This window comes from Crossiella sp. CA198 (assembly GCF_052078295.1).
GTDB lineage: Bacteria > Actinomycetota > Actinomycetes > Mycobacteriales > Pseudonocardiaceae > Crossiella.
In genome coordinates, this window is sequence record NZ_JBQJIM010000015.1 from 41,491 (window position 1) to 62,974 (window position 21,484).

Here is a 21,484-nt window from a genome sequence, read left to right on the forward strand (position 1 = left end):
GTGGACAGCCGGTCGACCGGGGCCCCGATGCGGAAGGATCGTGAGTACGTTGCGGGACAAGGGAAGAATGCTGCTGAGGTCGATGTCGGTGGCCGCGCTGGCCAGTGCCGCGCTGCTGGTGCCGACGGTGGCCGCCTACGCCGCCCCAGCCCAGGAGACCTGTGCCGGTCGCAGCGCCACCTTCGTGGGCACCAACGCCAATGACGTCTTCGTCGGCACGCCCGGCGTGGACGTGGTGGTCACCCTGGGCGGCGACGACGTGGTCTTCGGCCTCGGCGGGGACGACGTGGTCTGCCTGGGCGCGGGCGACGACACCTTCATCGGCGGCGCGGGCAACGACACCGCCGACGGCGAGGCAGGCGCCGACCTGCTGCGCGGCGAGACCGGAAACGACCAGCTCAACGGCGGTCCCGGCGCGGACACGATCTTCGGTGGCCTGGGCAACGACATCCTCACCGGTGGCGCCGGGGCCGACCGGGTCGACGGTGAGGCAGGCGCGGACCAGATCACCGGCGGCCTGGGCGCGGACGAGCTGAATGGCGGCCTGGGCGAGGACATCATCAGCGGTGGCGCGGGCGCGGACACGATCAACGGCGGCGCGGGCAACGACCAGCTGGCCGGCGGCGCGGGCAACGACACCCTGATCGACCCCAGCGGTTATGACGTCGGCAACGGCGGCGCGGGCGGCGCGGACCGCTGCGACCGGCGGATCGAGGTCCGGCAGAACTGCGAGATCCTGATCTAGTCCGAGGGCATGGCAGGTGCGCGCCGGCAGCCACCAGGTCCCCGACGAGTGCCCGGCGCGCACCTGCCGACCAGGGCCGGATTTCCGGCCCGGACACGCCCGATCCACCCGGCTTCCCACCGGTGTCGCGCCACCCGGTGGGAAGCTGGCCGGGTGAAGGCGCTCTCCCCGGCGATGCGCACGGTGCTGGCCTCGCTCGGCGTGGTCGGCCTGGTCGCGGCGGCCTACCTGACCTACCTGCTGACCGTGGTGTACCGCCCGATCGACGCCTACGCGGTCACCTACCAGGTCACCGGCGGCACCGGCCCGGTCAGCGTCGAGTACAGCCAGGGCAGCGGTGCCGACCGCACCCAGGCGCCCGCCCCGGCCACCGCGAACAGCGTCACCCCGCCGTGGCGCACCGAGGTCCTCATCCCGGCGGGCGCGGAGGCCAAGGTCGCCATCGCCACTCCGTCAGCGGGACTCACCTGCGTGATCACCCTGGACAAGGGCCGCAGCCGGGAACGCGTGCTGGCCACCCGCACCGCGGCACCGGGTCAGCCGCTGGTCTGCACGGCGCGCACGCCGACCGGCGAGACCCTCAACGCCGCACCGGCACGCCCCACACCTCGGTGACCAGCCTGGTCCGCCGCCGCGCCGCCTCGACGTCCACTGTGGACGGTTCCGCGTGCAGCGCGCCGTAGGCGATCTCGGTGAAGTGCGTGGCCAGCTCGGTCAGCGCCAGCCTGCCGCGCGGCGAGTACCAGCGGGCCACCCCGCTGCACATCTCCAACAGCGCCAGCCGGGTCACCGCCGGGGCCGAGGTCCGGAAAACGCCACTGGCACAGCCGTCCTCGATGGCCGCCCGCCACAGGTCCTCGTACTCATCCCGCTGGGCCACGATGGTAGCGCGGGCGGTCGCGGAGAGCGCGCGTAGTTCGTTGTCCACCACCGCGGTCTCCAGCGGGTGCACCGCGTGACTGAGCACGTGCACCTGCACCAGTCCCGCCAGCCGCGACCGCGGATCCGGATCGTCCAGGAACACCCGCCTGCCCGCGGTCAGCAGCCGGGTCATGCACTCGCGCATGATCGCCAGCAGCAGGTCCTCCTTGGTGCCCATGTAGTGGTACAGGCTGGCCGAGGACAGTCCCGCGGTCTCGGCCAGATCCCGGATCCCGGTGCCGTGGAAACCCTTGGCCGCGAACAGGGTCAGCGCGGCCTGCCGGATGCGTTCCGCGGCGGGCGCGGGTTTGGCGGCCTTGGTCACGGTCACCGGCGCTCCTCGTCCGCTGGGGGCTCCTCGGCCCGGTGCAACCCGGCGAGGATGTCACGCATGGTGGCAGACCACGGTTCCGGACGACCGCCGGGGCCAAGCTTCACCACCGCCCGCCGCCCCCTGGCGTAGGTCGGACCCTCGGTCGGATCGGTGCAGCGGAAGCCGTACACACAGCTCGTGCGGCCCAGGCGGCGCACCCAGAGTTCGGTGCGCAGCGGACCGGGAGAGCTGAACGGGGCGAGGAACTCCAGGTTCAGCTCGCGCACCGCGTACACCAGATCGGGATGCCGGTCGGCGAAGCTGGTCCAGCCGTAGCCGAGGGACTCGAACAGGGCCGAGGTCGCCCGCTCCACGTGCAGCGCGAACCGGGTGTTGTGCAGGTGCCCGTTGAGGTCCAGCTCGTCGAAGTACACCGGCGTGTCGTGCCGGAACCCGGTCACACCCATCGCGCCTCGACCCGGTCGAAACTCCCGGCGGACACCCGGGGCAGCTCGCCCTTGGCCACCCGCTCCGAAGCGGTCAACGGCAAGGCGTCCCGGAACACCCAGAACCGCGGCACCTTGAAGTAGGCCAGCTGCCCGGCGCAGAACTCCGCCAGCGCGACGGGATCCGCGGTGACCCCGTCGGCCGGGACCACGTAGGCGAGCACCTCTTCTCCGCGCAGCTCATCCGGCACCGCCACCACCGCCACCAGCCGCACGCCCTGGTGCAGCAGCAAGGCCTGCTCCACCTCGGCCGCCGCGATGTTCTCGCCACTGCGCCGGATCATGTCCTTGGTGCGCCCCACGTAGTAGACCCGGCCCCGCTCGTCCATCCGGGCCAGATCACCGGTGTGGAACCAGCCACCGCGGAAGGCCAGCGCGGTCGCCGCCGGATCCCGGTAGTACCCCTGCATCATCCCGCTGCCCCGCAACACCAGCTCGCCGGTGTGCCCGCGCGGCAACGGCTCACCGGCCTCATCGGCGATCATGGCTTCCCGCTCCGGCGTGGGCAGCCCAAGACACCCGGTGCCCACCCGGGTCTCGTGCCCCGCCACCGAATCCCGGATGTCCCCACCCGTCTCGGTCATCCCGAACGCCTCGAACCAGGGTACCCCCCAGCGCCGCTCCAGTTCGCCGTGCAGCTCCAGCGGGATCGCGGAGGCGTACACCGCCCGCACCCGGTGCGCGGTGTCCAGCGCCGAGGGCGGTTGCCGCAGCAGCAAGGTGGGCATCAACCCGAGGCAGTAGAACCAGGTGACCTCATGGTGCCGGACCCGCTCGGCGAAGGAGGCCGGATGGAACCGGTCCAGCACCACCAGCCGCGCCCCCGCGAGCAGCCCCAGCACCACGTTCCACTGCGGATCGATGTAGTGAAAGGGTTGCGCGGTAAGCAGAACATCCCGCTCGTCAATGGCGGGGAAGTCCCGCACCAGTCCCTGGGCCAGGGTCAGCCAGTACCGATGCGGCAACACACAACCCTTGGGTCGCCCGGTGGTGCCCGAGGTGTACTGGATGTTGACCGCCTGCTCCGGCACCGGAGCCACCAACGTCACCGCAGGCGCGGCCCCCAGTTCCGCCGCGGTCAGCACCACTTCCAGCTCGGTCCGCTCCCGGATGGAGTCGAGCAACCCGGCGAACTCCGCCGCCGCCACCACGATCCGTGCCCCGGAATGCGCGAGCACGTGGGTGGCGTCCAGCTCCCGGTACTGCACGTTGACCGGCACCATGATCGCGCCAAGCTTGGCGATCGCCAGCCAGCACAACGGAAACTCCGGCTGATTGCGCAACATCAGCGCCACCCGGTCACCTGGCCGCACCCCACGAGCGGCCAGCGCGAACGCGAGTTCATCGGACCGCCGATGCACCTCGGCGAAACTCAGCTCGACCCCGGTCTGGTCAAAGGTCCAGGCCACCCGCTCCGGCCACCGTCGCGCCGCAACGGCAACCAGCGTCGCCAGCTCCTCAGCCCGCCCGGATTCCCCGCCCGCCCCCAACGCCCCGTCCTGCCCTGCCTGCTCGGACTGCCCTGCCTGCTCGGACTGCCCTGCCTGCTCGGATTCTCCGCCCCGCGCAGGCGCCCCAGCCTGGCCCGCAACCGTTGCCCGCCCAGCCTCGCCGGCCCCCGCCCGTCCCTGTTCCCCGCCCCGCCTAGCCATCGGCCCGCCGCCGGAACCCGTCCGTCGCCGCGGTCACATCCGCCGACCCGTCGGTGATGAGCGCGTGCGCCACCTCCAACTCCAATGCCCCCTCCACGCTCGAGTCGATCCCGCGATCCAGCGCCCGCTTGGCCAGGGTCATCGCCTGTGCAGGCTGCGCCGCCAGCCGCCGCGCCCACTCCATCGCCGTGGGCAGCAACTCCCCGGCCCCGGTCACCGCGTTCACCAGCCCGAGTTCCAGCGCCGTGCGCGCGTCCACCCGTTCCCCGAGCAGCAGCAACTCCTTGGCTTTCAACGGCCCCACCAGCAACGGCAGCAACCGCGACGCCGCCCCGGTCACACTCAGCCCCAGGCTCACCTCGGGAAACCCGAAGATCGCGTCCGGCGCGGCCAGCACCAGATCGCAGCCCAGCGCGAACTCCGCCCCCGCACCCAGCGCGTATCCGTGCACCGCCGCGATCACCGGCTGCGGCAGGCCCCTGATCAGCCGGGTGACCTCCTGGATCTGCTCCAGTCGCAGCCTGCTCGCGTGCCCGTCGCCAGACTCCACCGGCTCCTTGAGGTCGTGGCCCGCGCAGAAGGCGCGGCCGTTGCCGGTGAGCAGCACCGCGCGAGCGGGGGAGTCGGCGACCGCGCGCAGGGCCGCCACCAGGTCGGTGACCAGCGCTGGGGCCACCGCGTTGAGCCGGTGCGGCCGGTTGAGCGCGAGCACCGCCACCCCGTCGGCCTCGGTGTGCTGCACGGTGCGCTCCAACGGCCCGCCCTCTCCTCGGCGATCAGGGTCTCGACTCCCGATCGATCGATCGATAGAGTCCCTGACGCACGGCGGAAGGTCAAGGGAGGCAGCGAATGCGGGTGGACACGGTCTTCCACAACGCGCGGGTGCGCACCGGTGGCGCGGCGGGGGTCACCGACGCCCTCGCGGTGCTCGACGGCCGGATCGTGGCCCTGGGCCAGGACTGCGCGGACCTGTCCGCCCGGCAACGGATCGACCTGGGCGGCTCGACCGTGACCCCCGGTTTCCACGACGCGCACAACCACCTGTCCTGGTACGGCATGAGCCTGGACGAGGTCCCGCTCAACGACTGCCGCAGCACCCAGGAGGTCTACGCCGCCATCGCCCGCCGCGCGGCCGGGCAGCCCGCGGGCAGCTGGGTGATCGGCAGCGGCTACGACCAGACCAAACTCGCCGGTGGCCACCCGACCCGCACCGGCCTGGACCGCGCCGCCCCAGACCACCACGTGTGGCTCAAGCACACCTCCGGCCACATGTGTGTGGTCAACTCCCTGGTCCTGGGCAAGCTCGACCTGGCCACCGTGCCCGAAGGCGGTGACCTGGGCCGGGACGAACACGGCGACCCCACCGGCCTGCTCCGCGAACAGGCCCAGCTGCTGCTGCGACCGCTGGTCTACCCGACCCCCCTAGACGTGGTCGAGCGCTCGATCGACCGCGCCACCAGGCAGTACCTCGCCGAGGGCATTACCAGCGTGCAGGAGGCCGGGGTCGGCGGCGGCTGGATCGGCCGCACCCCGCTGGAGATCGCCGCCTACCAGCGCGCCCGCGCCGCCGGGAAGCTGCACGTCCGGACCACCCTGATGGTCATCTCCGACGCCCTGCACGAGCTGGACCGGCATCCGACCGACCAGGTCAGCCTCGGCCTGGACCTCGGGCTGCACAGCGGCTTCGGCGACGACCACCTGCGCATCGGCCCGGTGAAGATCTTCGCCGACGGGTCACTGGTCGGCCGCACCGCCGCCATGCACGAGCCCTTCGCCGGCGACCCAGACAACCGCGGCTACTTCCAGCTGCCCGAGGCCGACCTGCGCGAGCTGATCGACCGCCTGCACGCCGCGGGCTGGCAGATCGCCACCCACGCCATCGGCGACCGCGCCATCGCCGAGGTCCTGGACGCCTACGCCGCCGCGCTGCACCGCACTCCGCGCCCCGACCACCGCCACCGGATCGAGCACTGCGCCATCGCGGGCCCGGCCGAGATCGCCCGGATCGCCGAACTCGGCGTCATCCCGGTCCCGCAGGGCAGGTTCCTCAGCGAACTCGGCGACGGCATGGCCTCGGCCCTGGGCGACCACCGGATCGACTGGTGCTACCGCCAGCGCAGTTTCCTGGACGCGGGCATCCCGCTGCCAGGCAGCTCGGACCGTCCGGTGGTGAACGGGAACCCGTTGCTGGGCATGGCCGACATGGTCCGCAGGCACACCGCCACCGGCGTCCCCTTCGGCCCGGAATCCGAACGCCTCACCCCGGAACAGGCCCTGCGCGCCTACACCTGGGGCTCGGCCTACGCCGCCTTCCGCGAACACCGGGTGGGCACCCTGACCCCTGGCAAACTCGCCGACTTCGCCGTGCTGTCGGCCGACCCGGTGACCGAGGGCTTCGACGCGGCACAGGTCCGCGCCACCGCCCTGGACGGCACCCTGGCGCACAACCCCGAGGGCTTCTGATGCCGGTACGCGAGGCCACCCCAGCGGACCTGGACGACATCTGCGACCTGATCCAGGAACACGCCACCTACGAGGGCAACCAAACCCTCACCCTCAACCGCGCCGACATGGCCGAACACCTCTTCGGCCCCCAGCCCTGGGCCGCGGTCCTGATCGCCGAACCACCGGACCGACCCGGCACCACAGCCGGCTTCGCCCTGTGGCACAACACCTTCTCCACCTGGGCCGCCCAACCCGGCATCTGGCTCGACGACCTGTTCGTCCGCGCCGGCTACCGCGGCTACGGCCTGGGCCGCGAACTGCTCGCCGAACTCCGCCGTCGCACCGACGGCCGAGTCGAATGGGAAGTCCGCTGGGGCAACACCTCCGCCGAAGGCTTCTACCGCAACCTGGGCGCCCACCCGGTGGACGGCTGGACCCGCTACCGCTGGAACGTCCCGGCCGGCTGAGCCGAGGCAGGACAGCCAGGGCCAAGGCGAGATCGAGACCAGCCGCACCCACGCCGCCTGTCGCGCCCACGCCCGCCAGCCGCGCCCACATCACCAGCCGCGTCCGCCAGCCGTACCCGCGTCCGCCAGCCGTACCTGCACCTGCGCCTGCGGCCGCGGCCCGCGCCCAGCGCCTGCCGCCCCGCGTCCGCCAGCCGTGACCGCGCCCGTGGCCCGCGCCTGCCGCCACCGGGCGCACCGCGGCCCGGTGCCCGCCGACTCGCGCGCGACCCGAGAGGCAGCCCGCCGCTCGCCGGGGGTTGACCCCGACCCCGACCCCGACCTCGGCAACCAGCCCACGCCCGACACCCGGCCCCGCAACGCGGTCACCGCGCCGCCGTCTCCGCGACAGTCTCAGCGCAGCGCTGTCACGGCGATGCCATCACCGCAGCGCTGTTGCCGCAACACCCTCACCGCGCCGCCGTCTCCGCGACAGTCTCAGCGCAGCGCGGTCACCGCAGTGCCGTCACCGCAGGGCTGGCACCGCGGCAGCCTCACCGCACGCCACGCAGCGACCGCGCCGCCGCCCGCACGTCCGGATCCGCATGCCCCAGCAACCGCGTCCGCCGCAGCACCCACGGCTCCGACCACCGCGCCAGCTTCCCGCCACGCCCGAGCAACCGCGCGGCCAGCAACCCCGGCACCACCCCGGGCAGCCCGCCCAGGTGATCCACCACGGCCAGCACCGTCTCCGCCGCCACGGCACGGTTGTACGCGCCGCCGTGCCCGAACTCCCGGGGCAGCCGGAACGCCCGGTCGTCGACCACCTCGACCAGCTCATCCCACAGCTCGGTCCGCACCCCGTCCACCAGGGAGGCCCGTGCCATCAGGTCGAGCAGGCCCGCCGCCTCGCGATGCATCCCGGCTGCCCGGAACCCATCGACCAGCACCCGGTCCAGCCCGGCCTGTCCCGCCGGATCGCCGTGCCGCAGCGCCCGCCCGCCGTACAACCACTCCACCCGCCGCCACGCCGAGTCGTCACCGCTCCGGGCCACCGGCACGAGATCGGCCAGCAGGGACCGCAACGCCGGTAGTGCCTCGGCCACCGGCACCGAGCCCAGCAGGCAGTCGGCCACCCGCCGGCACATCCGCTCCGGCAGGTCCTGGCGCAGCAACGCGGCCAGCGTGGCACCGCGGTCCGGCAGGTGACGCCACCAGGTCCAGAACGCGAGGTCCGTCTCGGTCAGGTTGTCCTTGCCCACCGTGGACACCGCGCGGGCGACCAGGCTCGCGAACACCGGCTGCCGGGATGGCAATACCCGGTCCACCTCGGTCGCCAGCACCGCGCCACGCACCGCGGCCGTACCAGCCAGGGCCTCGGTCAACGCCTCGTGCACCCCGGGTTCGTCCAGGAGCCCGGCCAGCGCGCCGGCCACCGCCGCTCGAACATCCTGGTGCAGTGCGGGTTTCGCCCACAACCGCAACAGCACCCGTGCCGACTCGCCGCCAGCGAGCCTACCAAGAATCCGGGCCGCCTCCTTCGCGGTGCCGACCGAGGGGGCCTCATCGAGCAGATTCCCCAGTGCCGCAACGGATTCGGCGTCCGGCAGGGTGTCCAGCGCCCGGTGCAGCGCCCGCACCGCGGCACGCGCTCCCGGGCCACTCGGACCCCCGGCCACCTGCAACAACACCGGCAATGCCACCGCGGTCGGCGCGGTCGCGCCCAGGGCTTCCACCGCTGCTGCCACGATCGGATGACTTTCGTTCGTGGTGAACGACATCAGCGTGGGCACCTCGCGCACACCGGCGATCGCGGCCACCCGTTGCCACAGCTCGGTCCGCTCGTCCAGCGCGATCGCCCGCGCCCGCTCCGCGTACCGAGCGCGCTGTGCCGCGGTCCACCGGTGCAGCACCGAACGCGGCACCCGCGGCAGCGGATCCAGCACCGGCAGCACCAGATCCAGCAGATCCGTGCGCCGGGTGCTGACCTCCCGCCACACCACCGGCTGCCCACCCCACTCCGGCCGGCCGCGCACCACCTGGCCCACCCGCTCCCCGCGCGGCCCGGATCTGTTCAGCCACAACCGAATCGCGGTCTCGGCCTGCCGGGGATCCCTGGTGTGCCTGGCAACGGTCCACAGCAGCTGGTCGAGTTCCGGCACCGAGTCAAGATCGGCCCCGAACATCTCCGCGGCCCGCAACGCCGGTCCGTACCGCCCGGCCGCCGCCTCGCGCAGCACCGATTCCCGCAGCTCCGCCCACAGCCGCGCCCACACCTCGGGCGCGAGCCGGACGGCGAGCCGCCGCGCGGGCGCCCGCCGATCCCGCTGCGACCGGGCGAACAACGGCACCAGCGCGATCTGCCGGGCCGGATCCCTGGTCGCCGCGATGGTGCGGCGCAACCACTCCGCGAGCGGCTCGAAGGTCCACTGCGAACTGTCCTTGGCCTGCACCGCGGTGCTGACCGCCTCGGCCAGCACCGCCACCGGCACCGCGGACAGCAACCGGGCCGGCGCCTCCCGGAGGGCGCCGAGCACGTACGCGCGCACCCGGTCCTGATCGTGCAGCGCCCTGGTCGCGTCCTGGACCACGGCGGCGAACAGCGCCGGATCGCCGAGCCGGACCGCCCGGTCCAGCCGCACCCGCCAGCCGTACTCCCTGGTCCGCACCCGGTGACTGCCGGTCGCCTCGGCCAGCGCGGCCTCGGCCTCCGGCGCGGGCAGCAGCGCCTGGAACGGCAGCCGCCCGGACCCGCCCAGTTCCAGCGCGGTCCTGACCAGCTGCACCCGGTCCGCCGCGGGCAACTCGGCCAGCAACTCCGCGCCCGCCTGCTCCGCCACCTGCCCCGGGTACACCTGTTCGAGCAGCTCCCGCCGCCGGTCGAGCGGCAGCTCACGCAGCAGTAGCGGGCCCATCCCGCTGTCACCGAGCTTGCGGAAGACCTCGGGCAACTCGGCCCCGGCCGCGTGCACGATCGCCGTGGCCAGCCTCGGCGTCCGGTCCTCGGCCTCCAGCGGCAGCCCCCAACCCGGGGAGATCAGCAACCGGGCCACCGCGCCGGGGATCCGCCGGACCAGCAGCGGCAGCAGGCCACGATTGCGCCGCCGCCAGCGCCACTGGTTCGACTCGTCCAGACCGGGCAGCTCCGCGGCGAGCCGGTCCAGTACGACCTCCGGCACCAGCCGGGCCAGGCTGCGCAGCAGGCCGGGCGGGGCCCCGAGTCGCGGTAGCCACATCCCGATCACGCTGGGTGAACAGGCGGTCAGCAGGGTGCGCGCCTCGGTCAGGTCGAACCGCGCCGCCACCTCTGGCAGGAACTCATCGGCCAGGCCGCGCCGCCGGGACTGCCGCAGCATCCGGTACAGCAGCAGCCGGTCCCGCCGCGGCGCGGTCCGCAGCACCTCGGTCAGCGCCTCGGCCGGAATCGGCAACCGGGTCGAGGCGGCCAGTGCTCGTGGCCGCAGCCGGGGGTCGGACAGCGCGCTGACCAGGGTTTCCAGGTCTCGGCGGACCACGGCGAGGAACAGGCCCAGCTCGCGCTGGTAGTCATCGCCGATGTCCAGTTCTGCCTGTATCGCCCGGTATTCGGGCGCGCTCAAGCCCCGGGCGAACGCCGCGATCGCGGGCATCCGTCCGGTATGGGGCTGGTTGAGAAGTACGGACAGCTGGTCGGCTCCGGAGCGCGGCTCACGGTCACCGTCACGGCCGCTCACCACGCGCGGTGGGCGAGGCCCTTTCCGTTGATCATGTGCCGATCATCGCAAAACCTCGCAGTCCGGCGCAAGCCCCGCCCGCCGAGATTAGGATTTGGCTGATGCGGACGAAGGCCCTGCACACCGACCGGCGCCAGCTCCCCCACCACTTCAGTCGCGTGGCCGCCGACACCGAACGGCCTTCGCGCGAACACTCGAGCCTGGGGGATGCCTGATGACAGCCTGGACCGACGCCGCGCACGCGCAGGTCGACCTCGCGGCGGTGCTGGGCAGGCAACGGGATCGCGAGTCCGCCGCGCGCACCTACGCCCGGAGTTTCCCGGTGGTGCCGGTGCACGCCGAGGGGTTGCGGGTCACCGGCGCCGACGGCCGCGAATACCTGGACTGCCTCGCCGGGGCGGGCACCCTGGCCCTCGGCCACAACCACCCGGTGGTGCTCGGCGCGATCCGCCGGGTGCTCGACTCCGGCGCGCCACTGCACGCGCTGGACATCAGCACCCCGGAGAAGGACGACTTCACCACCGCGCTGCTGGACACCCTGCCGCCGGAACTGGCCGCGGACTGCCGGATCCACTTCTGTGGCCCGGCTGGCACCGACGCGGTGGAGGCCGCGCTCAAGCTGACCCGCACGGCCACCGGACGGCAGAACGTGCTCGCCTTCACCGGCGCCTACCACGGCATGACCGCGGGCGCGCTCGCCGCCAGCGGCAACATCGCGGTGCGGGAACCGTTGGCGGACAACGGGTTCAACGTGACCCGACTGCCATACCCGTACGACTACCGATGCCCGTTCGGGGTTGGCGGCCCGCGGGCGCACGAGATCGGCGCGCGCCTGGTCGAGTCGCTGCTCACCGACAGCCACTCCGGCGTCCTGCCACCCGCGGCCATGATACTGGAAGCGGTGCAGGGTGAGGGTGGAGTTATCCCCAGCCCCGACAGCTGGTTGCGGGAGATCCGCCAGATCACCGCGGCGCAGGGCATTCCGCTCATCGTGGACGAGGTGCAGACCGGCGTCGGCCGCACCGGCGAGTTCTGGGCGGTGCAGCACAGCGGGATCACCCCGGATGTGCTGGTGCTGTCCAAGGCCATCGGCGGCAGCCTGCCGCTGGCGGTGATCGTCTATCGATCCACTTTGGACAGTTGGCGGCCCGGTGCGCACACCGGCACCTTCCGCGGTAACCAGCTGGCCATGGCCGCGGGCGCCGCCACCCTGCGCTTCGTCGCCGCCGAGCAGTTGTCCGCCCGTGCCGCGACCCTCGGCGAGAGCCTGCTCACCGAACTCCGCGGCCTGCAGGAACGCACCCACTGCGTTGGCGAGGTCCGCGGCCGCGGCCTCATGCTGGGCCTGGAAATCGTCGACCCGACGGCCGAACCGGACGCACTGGGCGCCCGCCCGGCCGCACCGGAACTGGCCGCCGCGATCCGCGCGGAATGCCTGCGCCGCGGCCTGATCCTGGAACTCGGCGGCCGGGCCGACGCGGTGATCCGGCTGCTGCCGCCCTTGACCATCACCGACGCGGAGGCCGACAGCGTGCTCAACCGACTGGGCGAGGCCGTCGCCGCGGCCGAACGGGGAGCGAACCGATGACCGCCAAGTGGAGCGCCCGAACCGGTGGCGTGCCCAGGACTTCCGACCGCCCGGAGCACACCGGCGAGCCCGTCCGCCGCCCGGCCGACACCGCCGAGCAGGCCACCCCCGAGGCTCGGCCCGCCAGCCCCGCCAGCCCCGCCAGCCCCGGCAAGGAGACCGGCGCCGAAGCAGCCGCCGCCGCTGACCAGCCCGCCGCCCCACCTGCCCGCCGCACGCCCGGCCCGCTCGACCCGGCCGCGCTCGCCGGTGGCGTCGCCGGTGCCACCGCGCTCGCCCCGCTCCTCGACCTCGTGCTGGAGTCCCTGGCCAAGGGCACCGTCGAGCGCGGCGGCCCGGCCCCGGCCGGTTCCCCGGCCGCCATCGCCGCCGCGGCGGCCACCGCCGTCGAGCACAACCCGTTGCCGGACAAGGGCATCGGCGCCGAACCCGCGCTGGCCGAACTGAGCCGCCTGATCGCCGTCGGTTCCGCCGATCCGGCCGATCCACGCTGCGTCGGGCACCTGCACTGCCCGCCACTGGCCATCGCGGTCGCCGCCGAGGTCGCGGCCGGTGCGATGAACCAGTCCCTGGACTCCTGGGACCAGGCCCCGATCGCCACCGAACTGGAGCCCTGGGTGGTCCGGGCGCTGGCCGAACTCGTCGGCTACCAGCCGGATCAGGCCGGGGGAGTGCTGACCTCCGGCGGCACCGAGTCGAACCTGATGGGCCTGCTGCTGGCCCGCGAGTTCGCGCCGACCCAGCGGCCCCGGGTCTACTGCAGTGCCGCCGCGCACTTCTCCGTGCAGCGCAACGCGGGCATCCTCGGCCTTGGCGAGGACGCCGTGGTCGCGGTGCCGGTCACCGCCGACCAGCAGATGGACCCGGCGGCCCTGGTGGCCAGCCTCATGGCCGACCGGGCGAGCGGCCACCGGCCGATCGCGGTGGTCGCGACCGCGGGCACCACCGACTTCGGCGTGATCGACCCGCTGCCCGTACTCGCCGCGATCGCCACCGCGCACGATGCCTGGTTCCACGTGGACGCGGCCTACGGCGGCGGCGCGTTGTTCTCCGACCGGCTCGCCCCGCTGCTGCGCGGCCTCGACCTGGCCGACTCGATCGCGATCGATCTGCACAAGTTCGGCTGGCAACCCGTTGCGGCAGGCGGCTTCCTGACCCGCCGCGCGAGCGCGTTCGACCCGCTCACCCGCCGGGTCGCCTACCTCAACCCGACCGATGACGAGGATCTCGGCTACCGCAGCCTGCTCGGCTACTCGCTGCGCACCACCCGCCGCCTGGACGCGCTCAAGCTCGCGGTGACCTTCCGCGCCCTGGGCCGCACCGGACTCGGCGTGCTGGTGGACGCCTGCCACGACCTGGCCAGGCACGCCGCAACCGCCATCGACGCGCACCCGCGACTCGTGCTCGCCGCCCGGCCGGTGCTGAGCACCGTGGTGTTCCACTTCCAGGCCCGGCACCGCGATCCGGACCAGGTCAACGCCGCACTGCGACGCCGACTGCTGGCCGAGGGCAGCGCGGTGGTCGGCCGCACCGAGGTGGACGGCCGGATCCGGCTCAAGCTCACCCTGCTCAACCCGCACGCCACCACCGCCGACCTGGACGCCCTGCTGGCACTCGTGGTCGAGGCGGGCGAGGCCGAGGACACGGCGGAGGCCACCGGATGAGCCCGGACGTGCACGACCTGGCCGGGATCGGGCTCGGCCCGTTCAACCTGGGCCTGGCCGCGCTCGCCGACGCGGTGCCCGGCCTGGACGCGGTGTTCCTGGACCGGCGGGCCGGGTTCAGCTGGCATCCAGGCCTGCTGCTCGACGGCGCCCGGCTGCAGGTCCCGTTCCTGGCCGACCTGGTCACCATGATCGACCCGACCAGCCGCTGGTCCTTCCTGAACTACCTGCGCGAACACGACCGGATGTTCCCGTTCTTCTTCGCCGAGCGCTTCCACGTGCCGCGCCGGGAGTACGACCACTACTGCGCCTGGGTCGCCCGCTCGCTGCCCTCCTGCCGGTTTGACGCCGAGGTCACCGCGGTGTCCTGGGACGCGGGCCGGGCCGCCTTCCTGGTCACCCACAACGGCGGGGAACTGCTGGCCCGCAACGTGGTGCTCGGCGTCGGCACCCAGCCGCGAGTGCCCGTGGCGTTCCAGCCCTTGCTGGGCAAGGAGATCTGCCACGCCGCCGACTACCTGCCCAACCTGCCCGCGCTGACCGGGGCCGCCGACATCACCGTGATCGGCTCCGGGCAGTCCGGCGCGGAGGTCTTCCTCGACCTGCTGCGCCGCCAGCCGGAGACCGGCAGCCGGGTGCGCTGGCTGACCCGCGGCCAGTTCGCGCCCATGGAGTACTCCAAGATCGGCCTGGAGCACTTCACCCCGGACTACACCAACTACTTCCGCGGCCTTGATCAGTCCACAAAGGACAGACTGGTGCCCGCGCAGTGGCAGCTCTACAAGGCGGTCAGCGCCGACACCCTCGCCGAGATCCAGGACCTGCTCTACGAACGCACCGTAGGGGGTGACCGGGTCGCCGCCGAACTGACCCCGCACACCGAAATCCGCACGGTGGAACCGATCGATGGCCGCTATCGCCTGGGCTGCCACGAGATCCAGCAGGACCGGCCGTACTCAGTGGACACCGACCGAGTAGTCCTCGCCACCGGCTACGTCGCGAGCGTACCACCGTTCCTGGACCCCTTGGCCCACCTCACCCACTGGGATGAGCGCGGCCGACAGCGCATCAACGTCGACCACCGGGTCGAGCTGGACCCGGCGGTCACCGGCGGTCTCTACGTGCAGAACGGCGAGCTGCACACGCACGGCGTCGGCGCGCCCGACCTCACCCTGGGCGCCTGGCGCGCGGCCACCATCCTCAACGCGGTCACCGGCCGCACCGTGCACCGCCTGCCCGCACGCACCGCCTTCACCAGCTTCGGAGCCCCGTGACCACCCGCCCGGCCGTCCCGCTATCCTCGGAGCAGTTGCGGGCCGCGGTGGCGGATGGCCTGGTGGACAACGTGATCGTGGCGCTGCCCGATCTCACCGGCAGACTCCTTGGCAGCAGAGTGGGCGCCGAGCACTACCTTGACACGGTAGGGGTCGGCGGCGCGGCCGCGTGCGCCTACCTGCTCGCCGTGGACGTCGACATGACCACCGGCGCCGGCTACGCCATCGACGCCGCCGCAACGGGTTTCGGCGATTTCACGCTGCTTCCCGATCCGGCCACGCTGCGCCTGCTGCCCTGGGACGAGGGCACCGCGCTGGTGCTGGCCGACGCGCACTGGCCCGGCGGCGACCCGGTCGGTGTGGCGCCCCGGCAGATCCTGCGCACCCAACTGGACCGGCTGGCCGCCCGCGGCCTGACCGCGCGGGTCGGCGCGGAGCTGGAGTTCCTGGTGTTCCGCGAGGACTACCAGAGTGCCTGGGAACGCGGCTACCGCGACCTGCGCCCGGCCACCCGGCACAACGCGGACTACGCGGTGGCCGGACTGTCCGAAGTGGACCCACTGGTCAACCGCATCCGCCGGGACATGGTGCGGGCCGGGCTGCGCCTGGAATCCGCGCGCGGCGAATGCCACCCCGGCCAGTACGAGATCGTCTTCCGTCACCAGGACGCGCTCACCACCTGCGACAACACCGTGCTGTACAAGACCGGGGCCAAGCAGATCGCCGCCGCGCACGGCCGGGCGCTGACCTTCATGGCCAAGTTCGACTCCGGCGAGGGCAACTCCTGCCACCTGCACCTGTCCCTGCGCGACACCGAGAATCGGCCGGTGTTCGCCGAGGGCGAGGGGATGTCGGAGCTGATGCGGCACTTCATCGCGGGCCAGCTCGCCTGCGCCCGCGAGCTGGTGCTGTTCCAGGCGCCGAACATCAACTCCTACAAGCGGTTCGCCCCCGGCGCGTTCGCGCCCACCACCCTGGGCTGGGGGCGGGACAACCGGACCTGCCCGATCCGAGTGGTCGGCCGGGGCGAGTCGCTGCGCCTGGAACACCGGGTGCCCGGCGGCGACGCCAACCCCTACCTCGCGGTCGCCGCGGTCATCGCGGCAGGCCTGCACGGCATCGACCACCGGCTGGAACTCGAAGAACCCTTCCAGGGCAACGCCTTCGCCACCGACCGGCGCACCCTGCCGCCGGACCTGGCCACCGCCGTGGACCTGTGGCTGGCCAGCCCGGTCGCCGAGGCGGCCTTCGGCGCGGAGGTGGTCGGGCACTACGCCCGCGCCGCCCAGGCCGAGCTGGACGCCTTCGCCGCGACGGTCACCGACTGGGAGCTGCGCCGCGGCTTCGAGCGCCTCTGACCGGTCAGTCCAGCGGCACCAGGTACTGGATGAACCCCTTGTTCAGCGCCACCTGGTCGTAGAGCCGCCGCGCGGTCGCGTTCGTCTCCTGGGTGTGCCAGTAAACCCGTCCGCAGTCCTGTTCGCGGGCCCACGCCACTACGGCCTCGATCAGCGCCCTGGCCACGCCCCGGCCGCGGGCGGCGGGTGTGGTGAACAGGTCCTGCAGGTAGCAGACATCGGCTGACGAGGTGCTCGGGTGCACCAGGAAGTGCGTGATGCCCACCAGTTCGCCGTCCAGGCGAGCGCCCAGCGCGTGCATCCTGGTCCCGGCGCGGAACTCCCGCCAGGCCCGATCGTAGCCCTGCTGCGGCATGACCCGCTGGTAGAAGTCGGTGTAGCCGCGGAACAACGCCTCCCAGTCCGGCCGCTCGTGCTCGGCCAGTGGCCCGATCTCAACCATCCCCAGCTCCTTCGCTCGCGATCACCGCAGCCGATCACGCGAACAAGAACTTGAGCAATCGCTTAAAACCTGCTTCCATATTGAGCGAACGCTCAAACTGAGGGGGACCACGATGAGACGAACGCTGCTGACCTTGCTCGCGTGCCTGGCGCTGACCGGTTGCGCCGAGCCCGCCGAGCCCGCCCAGCCCGCCGCGTCAGCCCCGGCGAGCAGCACTTCGACCGCGCCCCCGGTGACCACCACACCGGGCCTGTCGCGGGAACAGGAACGCGTCTTCCGGCACCTGACCTTCCAGGCGGTGCTGCCCATCGACACCGTGCAGGGCACCGGCACCCGCTTCCATGAGCAGCACCTGGACAACGGCCCGATGACCAGTTGCTGGGCCGCTCTGAGCACGCCGCCCGCGGTCAGCTACCTGCGCCGCTGGCAGTCCGACCACGACTGGACGAACAGCGCCGCGCACATCTACCAGGGTCGACGAGCCGAGCAGTTGATCGCCGAGCTGCGTGAACTGGCCACCCGGACCTGCCCGGAGTGGAAGGACCAGGAGTATGGCTCCTTCCGGTACCAGGGCGAGGTGAAGTTCAAGGGCGCGGCCGGGATCGACGCCGCTTTCGGTTTCTGCGCCGACAACCGGCAGCCGAACGGGGAGGAGCGCCTGTACTGCTGGGCTTACCTGGCTCGGAACGGACCGCAGACCACGATGCTGAGTATGGTCGGCACCGGCGGCCCCAAGCTCGAACTGGCTGACGGCGGCGATGCGGGCATGGTGGAGAGAATGAAGTTCCAGGGATTCATCCTCGGCACGGTCGCCGAACTCATGCCGCTGGACCTGCCGTGAGCCGGTCGATCTCGGCGTAACCTGGCACGCCAGCGGCGGTCGCGCGACCGTCCCGCACCGCGGCCGCCGTCTGCACCACCGCGTGCAACGCCGCCCGGAACAACAGCGATCCGGTGCTCACCCGGCGCACCCCGAGTTCGCCCAGCTCAGCCACGCTGTGCCGCCCTGGCACGAACAACAGGTTCACCGGCGCGCCCGCCTCGCCGACCACCCGCCGGATGCCCTCGGTGTCGACGAGCCCTGGCACGAACACACCGTCCGCGCCCGCCTCGACGTACCGGCGCACCCGCCGCAGTGTCTCGCCGAGATCGCCCTGGCCCAGCCAGAAGGTGTCGGTGCGGGCGTTGATGAACAGCTCCGGGGCCGCCACCCGGATCGCGCTGATCAACTCGGCCTGCTGTCCGGGATCAGCGAGCCCAGCATAGCGCCCGTCCTCGATGTTGACGCCCGCGACGCCTGCCGCGGCCAGTTCGGCGGCCAGCGCGCCGACCTCGGCCGGATCCGTGCTGAAACCGCCCTCGATGTCCACCGTCACCGGGCAGGGCAGCCGGGTGAGCAGCCGGGCCAGGGCCAGGGTTTCGCCGCGGGCGGCGCCCTGGGCGTCCGGGAGTCCGGCGGCGACCGCGACGCCAAGGCTGGTGGTGCCGATGGCGGCGAATCCGGCGCCTGCCAGCATCGCGCCGGAGCCGAAGTCCCAGGCGTTGGGCAGCAACAGCGGTTCCGGGCCGGCGTGCAGGGCGTGGAAGGCGGTGGTCATGGGCTGTCCTCTCCGAGCTGGCCCGCCACCAGGGCGAGCGCGTGGGTGCGACCGGGGCAGGCGTGCGCCCCGGCGCCGAAGGCCAGGTCGCCGCCGAGTTCGAGCAGTAACTCGGTGCCGTCCGGGCTGATCCGCCGGGTGTGCCGGACCGGCGGGGCGAGCCGGAGCGCGGCCTCGACGGAGCCGTGCTCGCGGACTGCCGCGCGCAGGGCGGCGGTGGCGTCGGCGGACTGGACCAGCAGGCAGATCCGGGCCGCGGTGCGCTCGTCCGCGCGCCCGCCGCAGCAGGTCACCAGCTCGGCCACCGCGCGATCGGCCGCCGCCTGATCAGTAGCCGGGCCGGTCGCGGTGTGCGGGTGGTAGGCCCTTGCCACGGTGGCAACGGTCTCGGCCCGGATCCCGGTCAGTCCCAGCGCCTCGGCCAGCAGCAATACCGGCTCCACCTGCGGATTTGCGGCTGCCAGCCGAAACAACCCCATCGGGTGTACGTGTGCCAGCTCGGCACATGCTAAGGAGCGCCGCCGTTGGTGCGCCGGTCCGCTGCTGAACCGGGCCACGGAAGCCCGCAACCAGGCCATATCCGCGGTCACCCCGGTTTCACCTGCTCGTGAGTGGCAGTGCCAAGTCGGCACCGCATAGCTTGATTTCACCAGCACGGCCCGCACCTGAGCGGGCTCACTGACCACAACGGACGCACGCTGACCAGGAGGCATGACACGAACGCTAGGCACGGGTCGTTTCGGTCATGGCCGAAACGTCCGGCCGCACAATGAGGCCATGACCTCGACCGAGCTGGCCGCCTTCGCCGGGCTGCTCGCCGACCCCACCCGGGCCGCGATCTGCCTCGCCCTGCTCGACGGCCGCGCCTGGACCGCCGGCGAACTGGCCGCGCACGCCAGGGTCGCCGCTTCCACCGCCACCGAACACCTCAACCGCCTCCTGTCCGGCGGCCTGCTGACCGAACGCCGACAGGGCCGCCACCGGTACGTGCAACTCGCCGACGCGCGCACCGCCGAACTCCTGGAAGGTCTCGTTGCCCACCTCGACCCCGCCCCGCAGCGCCCCGCCGGCCTGCGCGCCAGCACCGCCGCGGCCGCCCTGGCCCGTGGCCGCACCTGTTACGACCACCTGGCCGGACGGCTCGGCGTGGCGATTACCGACGCCATGACCACCGCCGGCCTGCTGACCCAGGCCGACGGCCTCGGCGTCACCCCGGCCGGCCGGGCCTGGCTGACCGGGGAACTGGGCGCCGACCTGTCCTGCCCCACCGGGCGACCCCTGGTCCGGGCCTGCCTGGATTGGACCGAGCGGCGCACCCACCTGGCCGGCGCGGCTGGAGCCCAGCTCTGCCAACGGTTTCGCGACCGCGGCTGGCTCAAGCCGGTCGGCAGCGGCCGCGCGGTCCGCCTCACCCCGGTGGGCGAACGTGCCGTGGCCGACCTGCTCGGCCTGGACCCGGCTCAGCTCGCCTGACCTGTCCCGTCCGCGGACACGGTCCGCCGGTCGGCGGGCGGATGACCGAGGAAGTTCGGCATCGCGAACTCGTAGCCGTACGACCCGGCCATCGGGAACACCACCAGATCACCCGCGCGCACCCGCGACACCTGGAAGTCCCGCGCCAGCGTGTCCTCCGGCGTGCACAACTCGCCCACCACCGTCACCGGCACGTCCACCGCTTCCGGCCGCGGCCAGTCCACCGGCCAGGTGTCCACCGGGAGCACGGCGAACGGATGCCGGATGTCCCAGGAGGTGGGTAGCTGGAAGTGGTTGATGCCACCGCGCAGCACGGCGAACCAGGTGCCGTAGGCGTGTTTGACGTCGACCACCTCGGCCGCGTACCACCCGGCGTCGGTGACGCACCACCGGCCGGGCTCGAAGACCACGTCCACTCCGGAAGGAGGCTCTACTTGGCCCAGTAGCTCACAAAACTTCATAGTGTCGAACTCGGGACCGCCCTCGAAGGGCACCCCGATCCCGCCACCCACCCCGACGGCGCGCAGCTGGACTCCGTGCTCGGCCGCCGTGGCCGCGCTCCACTCCAGGCACCACCGGACATAGGCGGCGTGGGCGACCGCGTCCATGTTCTGACAGACGGCATGCACGTGGAAACCCACGACGTCCAGGTTCGGCAGCGCGGCGGCCGTGGCCAGGGCCGCGGGGACCTCATCCTCCGGGAAGCCGAAGACCGTGGCGGCGCCGCCCATGGTCAGTGAACCGGCCACCTCAACCCACTTCGGGTTGACCCGGATGGTCACCGCGACCCGTCGCCCGGCCAGCCCGGCTGCCTGGTTCAGCCGGGCCAGCTCCAACCGGCTCTCCACGTTGACCACGCCGATGTTGTTGTGCAGCAGTCTGTTCAGCGTCGGCAAGGTCTTCCCAGGGCCAGCGGAGACCAGCAGCGCCGTCGGGGACACCGCCCGCGCCAGGTCGGCTTCGGCGGCCGAGGACACCTCGAAGCCGTCCAGGTGCGGGGCCATCGCCGCCAGCAGCGGGCGGTAGGTGTTGGCCTTGACCGCGTAACACACCTTGGCCCACCCGGGCAGCGCGGCGCGCAACCCACGCACCCGCTCGGCGGCCACCGCCGGGTCGTAGACGTAGCCGCTCACCGGCGCCAGTGGATCCCCGGCGCGGGCGAGCAGCTCGGCCCGGATGTGCGGTGGCACGGCCGTCGCGGGGAGCGCGGGGCGGCCTTCGGCGGAGATCGGCAGGTCCACGGAAGAAAATCCTAGCCGCCCGAGATCTAGGACCGAATCGTTCCTACTTGGTCCCTAGGTTGGTTCTCAGCGGCGCGGACGAGCGCCCGGACCAGCAGCGCAGAC

At 72.7% G+C, this 21,484-nt stretch carries 19 protein-coding genes; 10 read left to right on the forward strand and 9 right to left on the reverse strand.

What is annotated here, in order from left to right; translation table 11 throughout:
- Positions 1-40: 40 nt before the first annotated feature.
- Both ACTOWY_RS24860 and ACTOWY_RS24865 read left to right on the forward strand, forming a co-directional pair.
- Positions 41-745, forward strand: coding sequence for a calcium-binding protein (locus tag ACTOWY_RS24860; protein WP_441312077.1), 705 nt, complete (start codon positions 41-43; stop codon positions 743-745).
- A gap of 153 nt (positions 746-898) precedes the next feature.
- Positions 899-1,360: a hypothetical protein gene (locus ACTOWY_RS24865; RefSeq protein ID WP_441312078.1), complete on the forward strand. Its 462-nt coding sequence runs from the start codon at positions 899-901 to the stop codon at positions 1,358-1,360.
- Here ACTOWY_RS24865 and ACTOWY_RS24870 read toward each other — a convergent pair.
- From ACTOWY_RS24870 to ACTOWY_RS24885, 4 genes are all read right to left on the reverse strand, one after another.
- Complete coding sequence (locus tag ACTOWY_RS24870) at positions 1,326-1,997, reverse strand: TetR/AcrR family transcriptional regulator (RefSeq protein WP_441312079.1); 672 nt, start codon at positions 1,995-1,997, stop codon at positions 1,326-1,328. The genes ACTOWY_RS24865 and ACTOWY_RS24870 overlap by 35 nt on opposite strands.
- Positions 1,994-2,446, reverse strand: coding sequence for an acyl-CoA thioesterase (locus tag ACTOWY_RS24875; RefSeq protein WP_441312080.1), 453 nt, complete (start codon positions 2,444-2,446; stop codon positions 1,994-1,996). Before ACTOWY_RS24875 ends, ACTOWY_RS24870 begins: the two co-directional genes overlap by 4 nt.
- Positions 2,437-3,975, reverse strand: a complete 1,539-nt coding sequence (locus tag ACTOWY_RS24880; RefSeq protein ID WP_441312081.1) for an AMP-binding protein — start codon at positions 3,973-3,975, stop codon at positions 2,437-2,439. Before ACTOWY_RS24880 ends, ACTOWY_RS24875 begins: the two co-directional genes overlap by 10 nt.
- A 154-nt stretch (positions 3,976-4,129) precedes the next feature.
- Positions 4,130-4,891, reverse strand: coding sequence for an enoyl-CoA hydratase/isomerase family protein (locus ACTOWY_RS24885; protein WP_441312082.1), 762 nt, complete (start codon positions 4,889-4,891; stop codon positions 4,130-4,132).
- Positions 4,892-4,986: 95 nt separating this feature from the next.
- On the opposite strand from ACTOWY_RS24885, the gene ACTOWY_RS24890 reads away from it, so the two are divergent.
- Positions 4,987-6,600 (forward strand): amidohydrolase, encoded by a 1,614-nt coding sequence (locus tag ACTOWY_RS24890; protein WP_441312083.1) that lies wholly within the window; start codon positions 4,987-4,989, stop codon positions 6,598-6,600.
- A complete protein-coding gene (locus ACTOWY_RS24895) occupies positions 6,600-7,049 on the forward strand; it encodes a GNAT family N-acetyltransferase (protein WP_441312084.1) in 450 nt (149 codons plus the stop codon). Before ACTOWY_RS24890 ends, ACTOWY_RS24895 begins: the two co-directional genes overlap by 1 nt.
- Positions 7,050-7,582: 533 nt before the next feature.
- On the opposite strand, the gene ACTOWY_RS24900 is transcribed toward ACTOWY_RS24895, so the two are convergent.
- Positions 7,583-10,657 (reverse strand): hypothetical protein, encoded by a 3,075-nt coding sequence (locus ACTOWY_RS24900; protein ID WP_441312085.1) that lies wholly within the window; start codon positions 10,655-10,657, stop codon positions 7,583-7,585.
- Between the two features lie 298 nt (positions 10,658-10,955).
- Between ACTOWY_RS24900 and ACTOWY_RS24905 the strand changes: the two genes are divergently transcribed.
- Genes ACTOWY_RS24905 through ACTOWY_RS24920 form a run of 4 tightly spaced genes read left to right on the forward strand, consistent with a single transcriptional unit; the run spans position 10,956 to position 16,625 of the window.
- Entirely contained in the window at positions 10,956-12,329 is a 1,374-nt protein-coding gene (locus ACTOWY_RS24905) for a diaminobutyrate--2-oxoglutarate transaminase family protein (protein WP_441312086.1), read from the forward strand.
- Complete coding sequence (locus tag ACTOWY_RS24910) at positions 12,326-13,993, forward strand: pyridoxal phosphate-dependent decarboxylase family protein (protein ID WP_441312087.1); 1,668 nt, start codon at positions 12,326-12,328, stop codon at positions 13,991-13,993. The genes ACTOWY_RS24905 and ACTOWY_RS24910 overlap by 4 nt, the downstream gene beginning before the upstream one ends.
- Complete coding sequence (locus ACTOWY_RS24915) at positions 13,990-15,267, forward strand: lysine N(6)-hydroxylase/L-ornithine N(5)-oxygenase family protein (protein ID WP_441312088.1); 1,278 nt, start codon at positions 13,990-13,992, stop codon at positions 15,265-15,267. Before ACTOWY_RS24910 ends, ACTOWY_RS24915 begins: the two co-directional genes overlap by 4 nt.
- On the forward strand, positions 15,264-16,625 hold the full coding sequence (locus ACTOWY_RS24920; protein WP_441312089.1) for a glutamine synthetase family protein: 1,362 nt from the start codon (positions 15,264-15,266) through the stop codon (positions 16,623-16,625). The genes ACTOWY_RS24915 and ACTOWY_RS24920 overlap by 4 nt, the downstream gene beginning before the upstream one ends.
- 4 nt (positions 16,626-16,629) lie before the next feature.
- On the opposite strand, the gene ACTOWY_RS24925 is transcribed toward ACTOWY_RS24920, so the two are convergent.
- A complete protein-coding gene (locus ACTOWY_RS24925) occupies positions 16,630-17,067 on the reverse strand; it encodes a GNAT family N-acetyltransferase (RefSeq protein ID WP_441312090.1) in 438 nt (145 codons plus the stop codon).
- A 112-nt stretch (positions 17,068-17,179) separates the two neighbouring features.
- Here ACTOWY_RS24925 and ACTOWY_RS24930 point away from each other — a divergent pair, with 112 nt between their 5' ends.
- A complete protein-coding gene (locus ACTOWY_RS24930) occupies positions 17,180-17,908 on the forward strand; it encodes a hypothetical protein (RefSeq protein WP_441312091.1) in 729 nt (242 codons plus the stop codon).
- Here the strand turns inward: ACTOWY_RS24930 and ACTOWY_RS24935 are convergent.
- Both ACTOWY_RS24935 and ACTOWY_RS24940 read right to left on the reverse strand, forming a co-directional pair.
- On the reverse strand, positions 17,886-18,665 hold the full coding sequence (locus ACTOWY_RS24935) for an isocitrate lyase/PEP mutase family protein (RefSeq protein ID WP_441312092.1): 780 nt from the start codon (positions 18,663-18,665) through the stop codon (positions 17,886-17,888). The two genes, ACTOWY_RS24930 and ACTOWY_RS24935, sit on opposite strands and share 23 nt — an antisense overlap.
- Complete coding sequence (locus ACTOWY_RS24940) at positions 18,662-19,144, reverse strand: hypothetical protein (RefSeq protein ID WP_441312093.1); 483 nt, start codon at positions 19,142-19,144, stop codon at positions 18,662-18,664. The genes ACTOWY_RS24935 and ACTOWY_RS24940 overlap by 4 nt, the downstream gene beginning before the upstream one ends.
- A 298-nt stretch (positions 19,145-19,442) precedes the next feature.
- Here ACTOWY_RS24940 and ACTOWY_RS24945 point away from each other — a divergent pair, with 298 nt between their 5' ends.
- A complete protein-coding gene (locus ACTOWY_RS24945) occupies positions 19,443-20,138 on the forward strand; it encodes an ArsR/SmtB family transcription factor (protein ID WP_441312094.1) in 696 nt (231 codons plus the stop codon).
- Here the strand turns inward: ACTOWY_RS24945 and ACTOWY_RS24950 are convergent.
- Complete coding sequence (locus ACTOWY_RS24950) at positions 20,126-21,379, reverse strand: alanine racemase (protein ID WP_441312095.1); 1,254 nt, start codon at positions 21,377-21,379, stop codon at positions 20,126-20,128. The genes ACTOWY_RS24945 and ACTOWY_RS24950 overlap by 13 nt on opposite strands.
- Between the last annotated feature and the right edge of the window lie 105 nt (positions 21,380-21,484).